The following is a 15,915-nucleotide window of genomic DNA, read 5'->3' as shown; positions in this document are numbered from 1 at the left end:
ATTCGGGTCATTATGGGATCAGCAGCGTAGTTCCGGTAGTTCTTCTGGACTCCAGATCCATGTGAGCCCGTCCGACTTCACGCAATGGATAGGTTTGGTTGATATTGATACGCACTTTGTTGCTCAAAACAACATCAAATAACGCGTTTGCACAATTGGTTAGCTCTTCGCGTGTTGCGATGTAGGCGAAAAGCGTGGGCCGTGTTGCAAAGAGCGATCCCTTCTGCGCGAGCATGGCAAGGGTGAAGTTCTCGATCGGTCCTGAGGATTGGCCGAACGAGACGAACATGCCGAACCGTCGCAGGCAGTCGAGCGATTGCGGAAACGTGTCGCGGCCAATCGAGTCGTAGGCGACGTGGACCCCTGCCCCACCGGTGATCTCGCGCACGCTCTCTACAAAATTCTCGGTGTTATAGTTGATAACGTAATCGTAGCCATGCTCGAGTGCCAAACGCACCTTGCTATCTGACCCCGCGGTGCCGATCACCGTTGCCCCGAGCGCCTTGGCCCATTGGCCTGCGATGAGGCCGACGCCACCGGCGGCGGCGTGAAACAGGATCGTCGTATCCGGGCCAACCTTGTATGTCCGGTTGAGCAGGTATTCCGCAGTCATTCCCTTCAACATCATCGAGGCTGCGGTTTCCAGGGGAATTCCATCCGGCACCTTGACGAGGTGCTTGGTCTCGACGTTCCGCTCGACGCTGTATGCGCCATCCGCACCGGCATAGGCGACCCGATCGCCAATTTTGAAATCCTCTACATCAGGCCCGACAGCGATGACAGTGCCAGCCGCCTCCTTACCCGTCACGAAAGGCATATGCGGCGCCTTGTAGAGACCTGTCCGGAAGTAGACGTCTATGAAGTTAAGGCCGATGGCTGCATGCTTGATCTGCACTTCGCCTGCGCCGGGCGGCGGCAGGTCGATATCGACATATTCAAGAACCTCGGGTCCACCGGTCCTGCTGAATGAGACCGCCTGCGTCTTTGCCATCGTCTTCTCCTAGGCTCTACGTCCAAGCGCCGGGAAGAACTGCAGCACGGCGCCGACGCAGTAGAGGTAGATACCGCTAAGGATAAAGAGGACAAGCGCCCACTGCGGGATCACGAAATGCGTCAGAAGCGCATACATTCCGAGCGCCGACCATAGGAAGAAAACACCGAGGTTGAGCGGACGCAGGCGCTGGACGCGGACAGGATGGAGAAAATTGATCGGCAGGAAGGTCAGGATGACGGAAACGATGACGACGACAAGTGCTGTGATCGCGCTGGCATCGATGACGAAAAGCGTAAAGACGATCATGTTCCAGACTACTGGGAAGCCAGAGAAGAAGTACTCGTCCGTCTTCATTCCGGTATCCGCGTAGTAGATTGCACTCGATACGACGATCATGCCTGCCGCCACGAAGGACCATGGTTCGCCGATCATGCCACTCTGGTAGAGGGCAAAGGCCGGCAATAGAACGTAGGTGACATAGTCAATTATATTGTCGAGCGTATCGCCCGACCAATTTGGCAGCACCTCCTTGACGCTCACCTTGCGAGCAATCGGTCCGTCGATACCGTCAACTAGAAGCGCAAGGCCGAGCCACCAGAACATGTCGATGAACCGGTGCTCGGCAGCAGCGACCACGCCGAGGAACGCGAGAAAAGATCCGGATGCCGTCAGAATATGGACGGAAAATGCGCGCATCTCCGCGTAAGGTACGCGCTTGTAATTGAAAATCTTCATGTTTCCCCGAGCAGCCTATGGCGTCCGCGCATGGCAGACGCGGTTTTTGGCTTAATATGCATCCTTTGCTTCGCTTCGCCAGCGCAAAAGCGACGAAGCGACGCAAGGGGCAGGAATCCTGACGATGACACGCATATTTCGTGTAAGTCGCATGAGAAAGAATGGAATACCTTTAATCCCGACACTATTTGTAATATCTCGCTGGCATCGATAACATTGTGCGATGAATACGGGATCCGATACCGAAATGAACGCCCCTGCAAAGACCGAAGACTTCGCCTCCCCGATTCCGGCCGGAGTCTATGCCGAAACTGTGCTTAGCGTGACGCATTATACGGACCGCTTGTTCCGGTTCACGATGACGCGCCCGCAGGGTTTCCGTTTCCGGTCCGGCGAATTCGCGATGATCGGGCTGATGGTCGAAGGCAAGCCGATTTTCCGCGCCTATTCGATCGCAAGCCCCGCTTGGGCGGAGGAGCTGGAGTTTTTCTCGATCAAGGTCCCGGATGGTCCGCTGACCTCGCATCTGCAGGCGATCAAGCCAGGCGACCAGGTTCTGATGCGCAAGAAGCCGACGGGCACGCTGGTGCTTGACGCGCTGACGCCCGGCCGTCGTCTCTATATGTTTTCGACCGGCACCGGTATCGCCCCCTTCGCGAGCCTGATCCGCGATCCAGAAACCTACGAGAAGTACGAGGAAGTCATCCTCACGCACACGACCCGCGACGTAGCGGAACTGAAGTACGGCTTCGATCTCGTCGAGGAAATCAAGAACGACGAACTTCTGCAGGAGATAGTCGGCGACAAGCTGCGCCACTACGCGACGGTCACCCGCGAAGACTTCGCCTATCGCGGCCGCATCACGGATTTGATCTCGGCGGGCAAGCTTTTCACCGATCTCGGCGTTCCGCCGCTCGATCCATCAATCGATCGCGGTATGATCTGCGGGTCCTCGGCGATGCTGAAAGATACCAAGGAACTGCTGGAAAAGGCTGGCCTCAACGAGGGCGCAAACAGCAAGCCGGCGGAGTTCGTTATCGAGCGGGCATTCGTCGGCTAAATCAGCCAAGATAGAAGCGTTCACGGCCCCGAAATGGGGCCGTTTTCAATTGTGGCCACTGAGATACTTGATGAGGGCGCCCATCGTCCGGTTGGCGTCCTGGGATCTGCCCTGCTGAATGGCCCGTATGACCTCGACGTGCAGAGAGATGGATTGATCCATCCTGTCGGGACTGCTGGATGCAGACCAGAGCCGACGGGAATGGGTCTGAACCGGTCCGAGCGCCGATGTTATGAAACTGTTCGGGCAGGCTTCTTCCAGGATTTCGTCAAAGGTCTTGTCCGCGGCGAAGAATGCCGCCAAGTCGCCGGTCGTGGCGGACATTTCCATCGTCTGGGCACATTCACCCAGTTCCCTGCGCTGCTCTGATGTCGCAAAGTCGGCTGCCAGGGCGGCAGCGATCGGCTCGAGCTCGCGGCGAACCTGCATGACGTTCTCATGGTCCGTCGGCTTGATTTCGGCCACCTGCAGCCCGACACGCGGCTTCACCACGATGAGCCCTTGCCACGCCAGCTTCTGGATCGCTTCGCGCACCGGCGTGCGTCCGTGACCGGCAAGGTCGATCAGATGCTTCTCGGTAACCAAGGCGCCCGGCTGCAACGTCAGCGTCACGATCGCATGTTCCAGGGTGAGATAGGCACGGTGGCTGAGTGAGTTCTGCATCCGCGTATTCGGCTCCAGAAAGTGTATGCGTGTTGCGAAGCGACTGTAACGTTAATGATATATCAGCGTTCTTTCGAACGGCAAGCCGCGGGAGCGCCTGGATCTTCCGGCGATGCGTCTTCTCAATCACGGTGAAATGGCAAATGGCCTTGCAGCGAGTGGTGACGCAAGAGCGCTAGCCAGCGCCTCGCGCCTAACCCTATGAGGCATGCAGAGCAGCGGCCCGGCCGAAACCAGGCGCCTCCGCTCACTCGTGCCTCAATGCGTCGATCGGGTTGAGCTGTGCCGCACTGCGAGCGGGGAAGTAACCGAAGACCATCCCTATCGCGGCGGAGAACGCGAACGCCACAGCGATCATCGTGGGGCTGACCACGAACGGCACCTTCAGCACGGTCACTGCTCCATAACCAAGGCTGACCCCCAGCAAAATCCCTGCGATCCCACCAAACACGGAGAGTGCCACCGCCTCGACAAGGAACTGCAGCAGCACCTGGTTTTCCAGTGCGCCGATCGCCAGGCGTATGCCGATCTCGCGGGTGCGCTCGGTCACTGACACCAGCATGATGTTCATGATCCCGATCCCGCCGACAAGCAGGCTGATCGCGGCGACCGCTCCGAGCAAGCTGGTCAACAGTGTCGTGGTACCGGTCATTGCGTCAGCAATCTGCGTCATGTCATTGACGCTGAAGTCATCGTCACGTCCCGGTACGATCTTGCGCCGCTCCCGAAGCAGGTTTTCGGTTTCGGTCTGAACTTTCGATGTCGACACCCCGTCGCGCGCCGAGATCACGATCATCTGGACATTGGCGTTCGCTTTGCCGCCGACCCGGCGTTGATAGACCTTGACGGGCATGACGACGACATCGTCCTGATCGTTGCCCATGCCGGACTGGCCGCGCTTGGCAAGGACGCCGATGATGCTGCACGAAACCTTGCCGACGCGAATCTGCTGTCCCGTGGGATCGGCGGCGCCGAAGAGTTGCGAGCGTACCGTTTCTCCGAGGATGCAGCGCGGGCGTCCGCGTTCTTCCGCCGCGTCAAAGGTGCGGCCGATCGCCATGTCCCAGTCCTGCGCGATGAAGTAGTCGTTGTTCGTCCCCATCACGGTCGTCGAGTGGCTCTGCCCGCCGTAGATGACGGTCGCGGTCGTCTGATTGAGCGGCGCCGCGGCGCGCAGGCCATTGACCTGATCGCGAATGGCGTCGACGTCCTTGATCGTGAAGCGGCGTGCTTCCGAGCTTGGGCGACCAGGACCGAACTGACCCGGGCGCGCAAACAGCATGTTGGTGCCGAGCCGTGAAAGCTCGGCCGAAACCTGGGCGGTCGTACCGTTGCCGATCGTCACCAACGCGATGACGGCCGCCACCCCGATGACCACGCCGAGCACCGTGAGGAAGGAACGAAGCATGTTCCGGCTGATCGCACGCAGCGCAAGTTTCAGCGTCTCAAAGAACATGATCCGCCCTCCCGCGATGCTCGACCTCGGTCTCGAGCTTGCCGTCTATGAAACGCAGCAGGCGCTGAGCGTAGGCAGCAATATCGGGCTCGTGCGTGACCATGACGATCGTGATGCCCTGTTCGCGGTTCAGTCGCGTCATCAGGTCCATGATCTCTACGCTGGTCTTCGTGTCCAGATTGCCGGTTGGCTCATCCGCGAGAAGCAGCGAGGGCTCGGTCACGATCGCCCGGGCAATCGCGACACGTTGCTGCTGGCCGCCGGACAGTTCCTGCGTCTTGTGATGCTCACGCCCGGAAAGCCCCACAAGCCCGAGCGCCTCCTTGGCCTTGCGGTGGCGCTCGCTTGCATGCATGCCGCGATAGATCAGCGGCAACTCGACATTCTCCAACGCCGAGGTGCGCGGCAGCAGGTTGAACCCCTGGAATACGAAGCCGAGCATATGACGGCGCAGCAATGTCAGTTGGCTGCGGTCGAAGCCCTGTGTTGAGACGCCTTGGAAAATGTAGTCGCCGTCGGTGGGCACATCGAGACAACCAAGAATGTTCATGGCCGTCGACTTGCCCGAGCCGGAAGGTCCCATGATGGCGACGAATTCGTGTTCGCGGATCGACAGATCCACCCGGTCGAGGGCGCGGATGGCCGCCTCTCCCTGACCATAGATCTTCGAGACCTGCTTGAATTCGATAAGTGCCGGGCTCTGCATCGTGAGCCTCGCCTACTTCGCCTGCGTAGCGTCGGTAATCACCGTATCGCTTTCCTTCAGGTCACCGGAAACGATCTGAGTGAATTGCCCGTCGGAAGACCCCACCTGGATGATCACTGGTGCCGGCTTGCCTGCTTTCAGCAGCCATACGCGCCGCTTTGCTCCGGTCAGGGCTTCGCCTTGGTTGCCGCTCCGTGGCCCCATGCGCGGTGGTCGGAGCAGGCCGAAGATGCCGCGGCCGCGGGGAGACTCTGCAGCCGGGGGGGCATAGCGAAGGGCCGAATTTGGGATCATCAGGGTATTCTCGACTGCCTCAACGGTGACATCAGCCGTCGCGGTCATGCCAGGACGCAGCAACAGGTCAGCATTGTCGACCGACAGGATCGCCTTGTAGGTCACAACGTTGTTCGTGGTCTCGGATGCAAATCGAATCTGCTTGATCTCGGCCGGAAAGGTCCGGTTGGGATAGGCATCAACCGTGAACGTCGCCTTCTGGCCGACGGCAATCTGACCGACATCGGCCTCGTCGACATCGACCTGCAGTTCCATCTTCCGCAGATCGCCGGCGATGACGAACAGCACCGGCGCGGACAAGGACGCTGCGACCGTTGCGCCGGGATCGACCGAACGCGTGAGAATCACGCCGTTGATCGGCGAGACGATCTTCGCCTTGGCGAGGTTGACTTCGGCCAGCCGCAGATCGGCCTCCGCAGAGAGCACGGCAGCGACGTTGATGTCCTTTGCGGCAACCGCGGAATCGAACTTGTAGCGCGCATCTTCGAGGCTCTGCTGCGTAGAAACGTTGCTCTGAACGAGGTTGCGGGCTCGCTGGAACGAGCTCTGGGCCGACTCGAGGTCGGCGGTCGCCTTCACGACATTCGCCTTGGCCGAATCGAGTTTCGCCCGCGAACTCTTGACGTCCGCCTCAAGCTTGTTCGTATCGAGAGCGGCAAGAACCTCGCCGGCCTTGACCTCGCTGTTATAGTCGACGTTCACCTCGCGAACCGTTCCCGACAGCTCGCTTGATATATCCACTTGCTCTGTCGGCTGCACGGATCCGGTTGCCGTAACCAGCACGGTCAGGTCGCCGCGTTTGATAGGTTGAGTGGCGTAGCTGTATTGGTTGCCTTCTTGCCGCGCATAGAAATAGGCCACCCCGCCGGCCGCAAGAATCAGCAGAAGCAATACCAATAGGCGACCACGCCAACGGCCCTTCGACTGTTTGCGTGAAGCCGCAAGGACGGTCGCCAGGTCGGCGCTCGCCTTGGTCGGCTTGGTTTCGTGCATAGTCTTGACGTCGTTCATTCCGACCTCGATCAACATGCTGCCAACGCAGCCGCCCGCAAGATGATCATGTCGAAGCTGAACGGCAGATTAGCATCGGCCCGGATTGGCACGAAATGACGGTCGAATGAAATGAAATCTTGGTAATGAAAGTTCAGTTTCCGTAGGCTGAAATGGGACCGAGAGGATTCGCTTTGTATTGGCCGTCGCTCTTAAGCTGGCCTTCGACCTCTTCGATCTGCAGCCGCTGAAACTGCAGAACCGTCGTGGAGAGCTGCAGCCCCTCGCCGGACTGACCGAGCGATGGCCACACCGCAACGGCGACAAAAGCGAATCCACTCGATTTGCTGCAGTCCTTATGCGTTTGATAGAACCATCAATGAACCGGTAGACGCCGCTTGGCGGCCATGAGCAGATCGAGTTCCGTGGCCGATGGCCCGAACTTCTCATAGAGCCGCTTTGCCTCGGTTTCCTCTAGTCGATACTTCCTGGCAAACTCACCGAGGCTGTAAGGTCGCCCGCGCAACACTTTTCGGGTGGTCGTTGTGGGTGTGGTCACGCTGGTCATCGCAGTCTCCTTGTCTGTACAAGGAGCTAGCTAGAGCGTCATGTGACTTTGTGAAGGTATCGACCAGCCTCGGAAAGGATTGATTCGATTAAATCTTTTTCGGTGGAACCTTCTGATCCGTCGCGCATTTATATGCTGAGATTGTGAGCCGAGCCAAGCGGACTCGGCGGCGCGAAAGTATACCCGGATTTTTCCGCTTTCTCCGGGTCGTCAACACTATATTCGAACTTTCCTCCGCCCGGTTCATGACCTCGTTTCCCCCAACTTTTACAAAGCGCCTTCGGGCGCTTTTCTTTTTGGCCCTTTCCAGGGGGCCGCCTTTTCAGGCCCAGTCGCAAGAAATGTGCCTAATGCACAGGGAACGGTGATTTTTTGGTTGACCGCAATGGGGCACCTGCATATGTTCCGCGCACTTCCAGCCGGACGCACCGCTCGGCTTCAGGGAGAGCGTAGCTCAGCCGGTAGAGCAACTGACTTTTAATCAGTAGGTCTCGGGTTCGAACCCCGACGCTCTCACCATGAAATCAAAGACTTAGTATAGTTTGGGACGGCGACTGCCTTGCGTCCTCGCACCACGTTCGTGTCTAATAGCTGCACGGGCGGCCGTTACTAGGTCTGAACCCATCTGCACAGGCTGGATTTACAGAGCGATCGCGTAGATAGGCCGATGACGACCCGATTGATGAGGTCTGATCAGGGTTTGTGGTGCAGGCTGAGGTGATTGTGGAAAGGCCGATCAGCGCCACGGCCGCCAGAAATGTGAGAAATATGTGCGTCCGCGCTCCTCCGGGAGGGCCATTGCTCACCGCCGCGCGCGCAATCTAGCGTGTCATCGCAAGCCCGGGCGAGAATTACGGCGCCCTTTGCCACGGCACAGTTCACGAATCCGCTACCGCCGGCGAGTTCCAGATCCTCTGGGGCATCGCTATGCGGCGTGAGGCACGATGAAGCGAAACTCACCTGATTTTATCCGACAGGTCGCAGATTTTCGTCCTGTTGGTAGTGGGTTGAACTCCACTCCGTGATGTCATCACTCTACTGGCGTGCCGGAAACGCTATTCACTACCCCGGTGCCGCGATGCCTGGATGTGCGGAGATCTTTCCTGCGGGCAAATGCTGCTGCCTTGCCCGCAGATCCGGTGTCCTCGTCCTCGCCCCATTAGCAATGTGACGCCTATCAATGCGAAGTCGCCTTCCTGCTGGCCAACAACAGAATGTAGTCATCCGCTGCATCCGCTATTGCCATCGCCACTTCCGCCGGCGCCCACCCCTTTAGTTGCGCATCGCGGATGATCTGATGGAGCGCGGGTTCAACATCGGCGCGGCAATCGAGCAGGCGTTGATCATGAGTAGTGTCATTACGAACCGATTGAAGATTAATCATAGCTAGAACCCCTCTCATGTGAGGAAGCTACCATGACATAGATTGCAGGTTGAGCAAGCAATTGCTTAAGGAAACGCGCGATTTCGTTGAGAATGAGCTTTTTCGATGACACAAGGGGGGTCGGCAAAGCGATTCACGGTATAATCAGCCATCTGAAACCATCACGGAAGTGTGATGGATTTTGCGGGCGCCATCCGACGAGAGAGCTCCGGACTCGTCTTCCGGAACAAAACTGATCGCATATTGGTATTATTCCTACGCGACTGATATACCGGAAAGTACGACGATTGGTATGCATTTCCGACGTTGTCGTCAAAACGTGATGACCCCGTGATATGGTGTTTTGTTCGCGACTTGCCAGCTGATGAATTTGTGCCTGCCTGGCGGAACCATTCAGCATCTCTCAAGGCGTACTCGACACCACGTCGAGTGTTTTGCAAAAGGACGTCCAGTGGTTGTGGCTGCGTTAAGGGGGGCCGTCGAAGATTGTTCGGAAAGTGTGTTTGAAGGGATGTGAGGTCGATCGCACGGACTTTGCCGCCGTTGTCCTCGTTTTAGGGCGAACACATTTGCGTTGCGCAACCAAACGGATCGCCTATCTTTTCTCTCGGGGGAATTGAGTCTGACTGCCGGCATTGGACATTTGCGCAGCCTTTGCGTTTGACCTGCCTTACGCTGCCAAAAGCATACCTCTTCTGCCATGCACTGCCCCGGCCGTTACAGAGGCCTCAATTTCCGCCTCGAGCGTTGACTTCGTAGTTTCTCTGGAAGGAAAATCATATGGAAGACGCAGGCGTAGGTTGGGTAGCAGCTATCATTATCGGCGGCATTGCCGGGTGGCTGGCGGAAAAGTTCATGAACAGCAACATGGGCCTGTTGATGAACATCATTCTTGGCATTGTGGGCGCGATCGTTGCGAACGCCATCCTCTCTGGGCTGGGCATCGCGCTTGCCGGCTGGCTCGGGTATTTGATTGCTGGCTTCGTCGGCGCGTGCCTGCTCATTGCCGTTGGGCGAGTCATACGTCGCTAGTTAGAAACCAAAAGCCGGGCGCCAACACGCCCGGCCCTTGCCTGGTCAAACACCGTTCGCTCTATCGACGGCTCATCAATCCAAAAAGGTAAGCGACGCCGGCTGTCACGGCGAGCGCGAAGATAGGTTCCTCCCTTACCTTGTCGCGCAGCCGCTCCGTCATGACCGATGCCTCGTCGGCGACGGCGGTCTTGGCGCCGTGTCCAAGCGCCACAACGCTTTCGGACAGGCGTGCAAGGTCTTCGCGCAATGCGGCGACCTGTGCGGAAAGATCGTCTGCCGCGATCTCCGCCTTCACACGCGCGGTTGCGGACTGGGCGGAGGCGGTTTTCATATCGGCCATGGTCTGCTCCTCTTTTTCCGGATGCTCTTCAACGAATTAGTGCTGGGAAAGGTTCCGATGTCCGGTCTCTTTTGCGGCGCCAGGCGCTCCAGTATGACTGCACATATAGCGCAGATGTTTTCGTGCGATAACCCTTCATTTCCTGCTGGCTTTGTTCTAAGGAACGTCAAAAGCTTTGCCCGCGAACGGGCGAATATAATGCGAGGTTTGCGTTTCGATGTTCGATCTTCTGCGAAGAGCTGCTCACACCTGGGTTGCCAAGCTCCTCATGCTGCTACTTGTCGCCTCTTTTGGTATTTGGGGCGTGTCGCGCTCACTGATATCGGGCGGCACGAGCACGACGGTTGTCAGCGTCGGAGACCAGCACGTCGACGTCAACGAGTTTCGCCTGGCCTACCAGCGGCAGGTCGCAAATCTCAGCCAGCAGTTCGGCATGCGCCTGACACCCGAGCAGGCCCGGGCCTTCGGTGTGGAGCAGCAGGTTCTGGCACAGTTGGTCGCCGGCGCATCGCTCGATCAGTTGGCGGAAGACATGAACCTTGGCCTGTCGCAGGATCGGCTTGCGCAGCTGATCGGCGACGATCCAGCCTTCAAGGCGGTGAATGGCCAGTTCGACCGTACCCTCTTTACGTCGCGCCTGCGCAATGCCGGCATCCGCGAAGATGATTACATCAAGGAGCGCAGCAAGGTCGCCGTTCGGAGCCAGATCGTCGATGCAGTATCGAACGGCTTCACGGCGCCGAAAACGCTCGTCGATGCGCTCAAGCTTTACCGCCAGGAAAGTCGCGGTATCGATTACCTGCTGCTGACCAACGCCAATATCGAGCCGATCAAGGCGCCTGCCGAGGATGTCCTCGCCAAGTGGTTCGAAGGCGCCAAGACGCGCTTCCGCGCGCCGGAATACCGCAAGATCGCGTTCCTGAAGCTGCAACCGGAAGACATCGCCGATGCCGCCTCCGTTACGGACGACCAGATCCGCGAGGATTTCGAAAAGCGAAAGGAGAGCTTCCGCACGCCAGAGGCCCGTACGATCGAGCAGTTGACCTTCCAGAACAAGGATCTTGCCAATGCCGCGCTGGCCGCGCTGAAGACCGGCACGACGTTCGATCAACTGGTGACCGATCAGGGCAAGACGGCAGCGGACGTGTTCCTGGGCGAGTTCTCCAAGGACAAGGTGCCGGATCAGGCGATCGCGGATGCGGCCTTCGCCGTCTCGAAGGATGGCGGAACGACGCCCGTTGTCGATGGCACCTTCGGCCCAGTCATCGTCCGTGTCAGCAACATCAAGCCCGAGAGCGTCAAGACCCTTGACGAGGTCAAGGAAGAGATCCGCAAGCAATTGGCCGTTTCCAACGCCTCGCAGGAACTCATCAACGTTCACGATCAGATCGAGGATCTGCGCGGGTCGGGCTCGACGCTGGAACAGATTGCAGAGCAGCTCAAGCTCAAGGCGATCGTGATCGACGCCGTCGATGCGACCGGTCTCGATAGGGACGGCAACGAGGTCAAGGATATTCCGGCCAAGCAGCAGGTTCTTGGGGCTGCCTTCAAGACTGAGGCTGGGGCTGACGCTCCTTCCCTCTCGATCGGCACCGACGGCTATCTTTGGTTCGACGTCCGCGACATCACGCCGGAGCGTGATCGGCCGCTCAGCGAAGTGAAGGATAAGGCAATCGCCGACTGGACCGCCGAACAGCAGAAGCTCGAACTCGCCAAAAAAGCCGAAGAGCTGAAGCAGCAGGCGCAGAAGGGAACGTCGCTGGCCGATATCGCTGCACCGCTCGGCATTACGGTCGAAAGCAAGAGTGGTATCACCCGCGGCACCGACGACGCCGTTCTCGGCAGGGCCGGTGTCATTGCCGCGTTCTCCGGCCCGATCGACACCATTGCTAGCGCCGTTGGTGGCGACCCGACGACGCAGATTCTGCTCAAGGTCACTGAAGTCAACACGGAACCGACGGGTGACGTTCTCAACAACCAGGACCAACAGATCACGTCAACTGCAAACGCTGCCGGCGACGACATTCTCGATCAGATGGTCAACTTGCTGCAGACGCAGTACGGCGCATCGGTCAATCAACCTCTCGCCGAACAGGCGGCAGTCCGCTAAGGGGAACATTAAGCGCATGACCGATCTGAAGCCGCTTTTGGCGAAGGCTGCAAGCCGCGAGCCTCTGACACGTGAGGAGGCCCGCGAGGCCTTCGACATACTGATGTCCGGTCAGGCAACCCCTTCGCAGATCGGGGGCTTCCTGATGGCATTGCGCGTCCGCGGTGAGACGGTCGACGAGATTGTCGGCGCTGTGACGACGATGCGCTCCAAGATGCTGACCGTCGATGCCCCGGCGGATGCAATCGACATCGTCGGGACCGGCGGTGACGCAAGCGGGACCTACAATATCTCGACGCTGGCTGCCCTTATCGTGGCCGGTGCGGGTGTCCCTGTTGCAAAGCATGGCAATCGGGCACTGAGCTCGAAATCGGGCGCCGCCGACAGCCTCGCTGCCCTCGGCGTCAAGCTGGATGTAACGCCCGAGGTGATCTCGCGCTGCATTCGCGAAGCTGGCGTGGGCTTCATGTTTGCCCAGCAGCATCACTCTGCGATGCGTCACGTTGGACCCACGCGTGTCGAACTTGGCACGCGCACCATCTTCAATCTGCTTGGCCCTCTCTCCAATCCGGCCGGTGTCCGCCGCCAGTTGCTTGGCGTTTACGCGCCGCAGTGGGTCGTTCCGATTGCCGAGGTCATGCGCGATCTCGGCTCGGAAAGCGTGTGGGTTGTCCACGGCAACGGCCTCGACGAAATCACCACGACGGGACAGACGAGCGTCGCGGCACTCGAGGGCGGCAAGATCCGCACCTTCGAACTGTCGCCCGCGGATTTCGGCGTAGAACCTTGCCGGCTGGAAGCCATCAAGGGTGGCGACGGCGTGGTGAATGCGGCGGCGCTGCGCGACGTCCTGAGCGGCGCAAAGAACGCGTACCGCGATATCGCGCTCGCCAACGCAGCGGCCTCGCTGGTGATCTCCGGCAAGGCTGAGATGCTGAAGGATGGCATGCGGCTTGCTGCGCAATCGCTGGATAGCGGTGCGACGGCGGCAGCCCTCGATAAACTCGTCGCCGTGTCGAACGACATCGACTAGGATAGAGCCATGACCGACATCCTGAAGAAAATCGAACTATACAAGCGGGAAGAGATCGCCGCCGCAAAGACGAAAGTGTCGCTGGCCGACCTGAAGGCGATGCAGGCGGATCAATCGGCGCCGCGCGGCTTCCACCGCTCGCTCGTTGCAAAACGTGAGGCCGGCCAGTACGGCCTGATCGCCGAGATCAAGAAGGCCAGTCCTTCCAAAGGACTGATCAGACCCGACTTCGACCCGCCGTCGCTGGCCAAGGCCTATGAACTCGGAGGCGCGGCATGTCTTTCGGTGTTGACGGACACGCCAAGTTTCCAGGGCGCGCCGGAATTTCTGATGGCGGCACGTGCCGCCTGTTCGCTGCCGGCGCTGCGCAAGGACTTCATGTTCGAGACCTATCAGGTGCAAGAAGCCCGCGCCTGGGGTGCCGATTGCATTCTCCTGATCATGGCGTCGCTTTCCGATGACGATGCAAACCGTCTCGAGGATGAGGCCTTCGGCCTCGGCATGGATGTACTGGTGGAAGTTCACGATGCCGAGGAAATGGAGCGTGCGCTGAAGCTCTCCTCCCCGCTCGTTGGCATCAACAATCGCAATCTGCGGACATTCGAAGTCAGCCTCGAAGTCAGCGAAAAGCTGGCGCCGATGGTTCCAGAGGATCGCCTGTTGGTTGGCGAAAGCGGCATATTCACGAACGCGGATTGCAAGCGCCTACAGGCGGTAGGCATCAACACGTTCCTGGTTGGCGAGAGCCTGATGCGCAAAGAAGATGTTACGGCGGCGACGCGCGCGCTCCTATTCGCCGAAGCCGCTCAGGCGGCCGAGTGATATGAGCGGCCAATCCGGTCTCACCCACATTGATGCCTCCGGCGAGGCGCATATGGTCGATGTCGGCGATAAGGCCGAAACCACAAGGATCGCGACCGCCGAGGGGCACGTGCGGATGGCGACGGCAACGCTCGATCTCATTCGCGCGGGCAACGCGAAAAAGGGCGACGTGATCGGCACGGCGCGCCTTGCCGGCATCATGGCGGCCAAGCAGACGAGCAACCTCATCCCGCTCTGCCACCCCCTGATGTTGACGAAAGTCTCGGTCGACATCACGGAGGATGCCGATCTCCCTGGCTTGCGCGTCACCGCAACGGCAAAGCTGACGGGCAAGACGGGCGTCGAAATGGAAGCCCTGACAGCCGTTTCCGTCGCCTGCCTGACGATCTACGACATGGCCAAGGCCGCCGATAAGGCCATGGAAATCGGAGGCATCCGGCTACTCGAAAAATCTGGCGGCAAGTCTGGAGACTTTCGTCATCCGGAGTACGGCAAATGAGCTTGCTGCCGGTTGCTGAGGCGCAGGATCGCCTGCTGTCGCGTGCTGAGCCAATCGAGACCCTTGAAACAGTCCCCTTGCCGGAGGCCGACGGTCGTGTGCTCGCGACCGATGTTGCAGCCCGGTTGACCCAGCCGCCTTTCGACGCGTCAGCGATGGATGGGTACGCCTTGCGCGGTGACGACGCCCCTCAGCCCGGCAGTCAGTTGAAGCTCATAGGAATGTCGTCCGCCGGGCACGGGTTTGAGGGCGTTGTCGGCAAGGGCGAGACCGTCCGTATATTCACCGGCGCCCCGGTTCCGTCCGGTGCGGATAGCGTCTTGCTGCAGGAGGATGCGGAAAAAATCGAGGGTGGCATCCGCACGACCTTTGCAGTTCGTCCCGGCCAGCACGTCCGGCCTCGCGGCCAGGACTTTCTCGAAGGCGAAGCGGTGCTGAAGGCCGGCACTGTATTGGACTTCTCTCGCCTGACCGTGGCGGCCGGAATGAACCACGCGACCCTTGAGGTCCGGCGCAAGCCGGTGGTTGCGTTGCTTGCGACCGGCGACGAATTGTTGCCACCTGGAAGCTCGCCCGCTCCCGCGCAGATCATTGCGTCTAGCACCTTTGGCATCGCTGCCATGGCCCGCAAGGCGGGAGCCGAGGTTCTTGACCTCGGAATCGTCCCCGACGACAAAGCCGCGATTTCGGCGGCGGTCGAGCGCGCAAGGCGGGCCGAGGTCGATGTCATCGTGACGCTCGGCGGAGCGTCGGTGGGCGACCATGATCTGGTGCAGGCAACGCTGCTCGCATCGGGCATGAAGCTCGATTTCTGGCGGATTGCCATGCGCCCGGGCAAACCCTTGATGGTCGGCAGCCTCGGCGAAACCCATGTCATTGGCCTGCCTGGTAATCCGGTGTCGAGCCTAGTCTGCGGGATCCTGTTCCTTGAACCGTTGATCCGGAAACTGGCCTCGCTGCCACCAGTCAGACGCGAGGCGACCGTAGAAGCGGCTGCGACGCTTCGTGCCAACGACCAGCGGCAGGACTACGTCCGAGCCACGCTGTCGCGATCGTCATCCGGCGCGCTGGCGACAAAGCCGTTCACCAAGCAGGACTCGTCCATGATGAAGATCTTCGCCGAGTCCGACTGCTTGATCGTTCGTCCACCGCATGCACCGGAACTGCCCGCCGGAAGTCCCTGCCCGGTGATAATGCTGAGGCCTGATCTTCTGGGCTGAGTCGTC

At 59.5% G+C, this 15,915-nt stretch carries 16 protein-coding genes and 1 tRNA gene; 8 read left to right on the top strand and 9 right to left on the bottom strand.

Features of this window, described 5'->3' with window-relative positions:
• Nucleotides 1–10: 10 nt before the first annotated feature.
• A complete protein-coding gene (locus AC1DPR_RS01795; RefSeq protein WP_018855013.1) occupies nucleotides 11–991 on the bottom strand; it encodes a quinone oxidoreductase family protein in 981 nt (326 codons plus the stop codon).
• 9 nt (nucleotides 992–1,000) lie between these two features.
• Nucleotides 1,001–1,729: a phosphatidylcholine synthase gene (gene pcsA / locus AC1DPR_RS01790; RefSeq protein ID WP_018855012.1), complete on the bottom strand. Its 729-nt coding sequence runs from the start codon at nucleotides 1,727–1,729 to the stop codon at nucleotides 1,001–1,003.
• Between the two features lie 247 nt (nucleotides 1,730–1,976).
• Between pcsA and AC1DPR_RS01785 the strand changes: the two genes are divergently transcribed.
• Complete coding sequence (locus tag AC1DPR_RS01785) at nucleotides 1,977–2,789, top strand: ferredoxin--NADP reductase (RefSeq protein ID WP_025660972.1); 813 nt, start codon at nucleotides 1,977–1,979, stop codon at nucleotides 2,787–2,789.
• Nucleotides 2,790–2,834: 45 nt separating this feature from the next.
• Here AC1DPR_RS01785 and AC1DPR_RS01780 read toward each other — a convergent pair whose 3' ends face one another.
• From AC1DPR_RS01780 to AC1DPR_RS01760, 5 genes are all read right to left on the bottom strand, one after another.
• Complete coding sequence (locus AC1DPR_RS01780; RefSeq protein ID WP_018855010.1) at nucleotides 2,835–3,452, bottom strand: GntR family transcriptional regulator; 618 nt, start codon at nucleotides 3,450–3,452, stop codon at nucleotides 2,835–2,837.
• 247 nt (nucleotides 3,453–3,699) lie between these two features.
• Complete coding sequence (locus AC1DPR_RS01775; protein ID WP_018855009.1) at nucleotides 3,700–4,908, bottom strand: ABC transporter permease; 1,209 nt, start codon at nucleotides 4,906–4,908, stop codon at nucleotides 3,700–3,702.
• Complete coding sequence (locus AC1DPR_RS01770; RefSeq protein ID WP_018855008.1) at nucleotides 4,898–5,614, bottom strand: ABC transporter ATP-binding protein; 717 nt, start codon at nucleotides 5,612–5,614, stop codon at nucleotides 4,898–4,900. Before AC1DPR_RS01770 ends, AC1DPR_RS01775 begins: the two co-directional genes overlap by 11 nt.
• A gap of 12 nt (nucleotides 5,615–5,626) precedes the next feature.
• A complete protein-coding gene (locus tag AC1DPR_RS01765) occupies nucleotides 5,627–6,919 on the bottom strand; it encodes an efflux RND transporter periplasmic adaptor subunit (RefSeq protein ID WP_477815660.1) in 1,293 nt (430 codons plus the stop codon).
• A gap of 355 nt (nucleotides 6,920–7,274) precedes the next feature.
• Complete coding sequence (locus AC1DPR_RS01760) at nucleotides 7,275–7,466, bottom strand: hypothetical protein (RefSeq protein ID WP_018855005.1); 192 nt, start codon at nucleotides 7,464–7,466, stop codon at nucleotides 7,275–7,277.
• A gap of 443 nt (nucleotides 7,467–7,909) precedes the next feature.
• Between AC1DPR_RS01760 and AC1DPR_RS01755 the strand changes: the two genes are divergently transcribed.
• Nucleotides 7,910–7,985, top strand: a tRNA-Lys gene (locus AC1DPR_RS01755).
• Between the two features lie 658 nt (nucleotides 7,986–8,643).
• Here the strand turns inward: AC1DPR_RS01755 and AC1DPR_RS01750 are convergent.
• Complete coding sequence (locus AC1DPR_RS01750; protein WP_018855004.1) at nucleotides 8,644–8,850, bottom strand: hypothetical protein; 207 nt, start codon at nucleotides 8,848–8,850, stop codon at nucleotides 8,644–8,646.
• A 780-nt stretch (nucleotides 8,851–9,630) separates the two neighbouring features.
• On the opposite strand from AC1DPR_RS01750, the gene AC1DPR_RS01745 reads away from it, so the two are divergent.
• A complete protein-coding gene (locus AC1DPR_RS01745) occupies nucleotides 9,631–9,882 on the top strand; it encodes a GlsB/YeaQ/YmgE family stress response membrane protein (protein ID WP_025660968.1) in 252 nt (83 codons plus the stop codon).
• Nucleotides 9,883–9,943: 61 nt separating this feature from the next.
• On the opposite strand, the gene AC1DPR_RS01740 is transcribed toward AC1DPR_RS01745, so the two are convergent.
• Complete coding sequence (locus tag AC1DPR_RS01740) at nucleotides 9,944–10,225, bottom strand: hypothetical protein (protein ID WP_007793703.1); 282 nt, start codon at nucleotides 10,223–10,225, stop codon at nucleotides 9,944–9,946.
• A gap of 217 nt (nucleotides 10,226–10,442) precedes the next feature.
• Here AC1DPR_RS01740 and AC1DPR_RS01735 point away from each other — a divergent pair, with 217 nt between their 5' ends.
• The 5 genes from AC1DPR_RS01735 to AC1DPR_RS01715 are packed head-to-tail and all read left to right on the top strand — an operon-like array spanning nucleotide 10,443 to nucleotide 15,909.
• The gene (locus AC1DPR_RS01735; RefSeq protein WP_477815659.1) at nucleotides 10,443–12,335 is read left to right on the top strand and encodes a peptidylprolyl isomerase; all 1,893 of its coding nucleotides are present in this window, start codon (nucleotides 10,443–10,445) and stop codon (nucleotides 12,333–12,335) included.
• A gap of 16 nt (nucleotides 12,336–12,351) precedes the next feature.
• Complete coding sequence (trpD, locus tag AC1DPR_RS01730) at nucleotides 12,352–13,368, top strand: anthranilate phosphoribosyltransferase (protein WP_018855001.1); 1,017 nt, start codon at nucleotides 12,352–12,354, stop codon at nucleotides 13,366–13,368.
• 9 nt (nucleotides 13,369–13,377) lie between these two features.
• Complete coding sequence (gene trpC, locus AC1DPR_RS01725; RefSeq protein WP_113470420.1) at nucleotides 13,378–14,190, top strand: indole-3-glycerol phosphate synthase TrpC; 813 nt, start codon at nucleotides 13,378–13,380, stop codon at nucleotides 14,188–14,190.
• A gap of 1 nt (nucleotide 14,191) precedes the next feature.
• On the top strand, nucleotides 14,192–14,689 hold the full coding sequence (moaC, locus tag AC1DPR_RS01720; protein WP_018854999.1) for a cyclic pyranopterin monophosphate synthase MoaC: 498 nt from the start codon (nucleotides 14,192–14,194) through the stop codon (nucleotides 14,687–14,689).
• Nucleotides 14,686–15,909, top strand: a complete 1,224-nt coding sequence (locus tag AC1DPR_RS01715) for a molybdopterin molybdotransferase MoeA (RefSeq protein ID WP_192241901.1) — start codon at nucleotides 14,686–14,688, stop codon at nucleotides 15,907–15,909. Before moaC ends, AC1DPR_RS01715 begins: the two co-directional genes overlap by 4 nt.
• Nucleotides 15,910–15,915: the final 6 nt, after the last annotated feature.

It is taken from the genome of Rhizobium sp. 01T417, assembly GCF_056398905.1.
The sequence above is the reverse complement of the archived record's forward strand: the minus strand, read 5'-3'. Positions and strand labels throughout refer to the sequence as shown.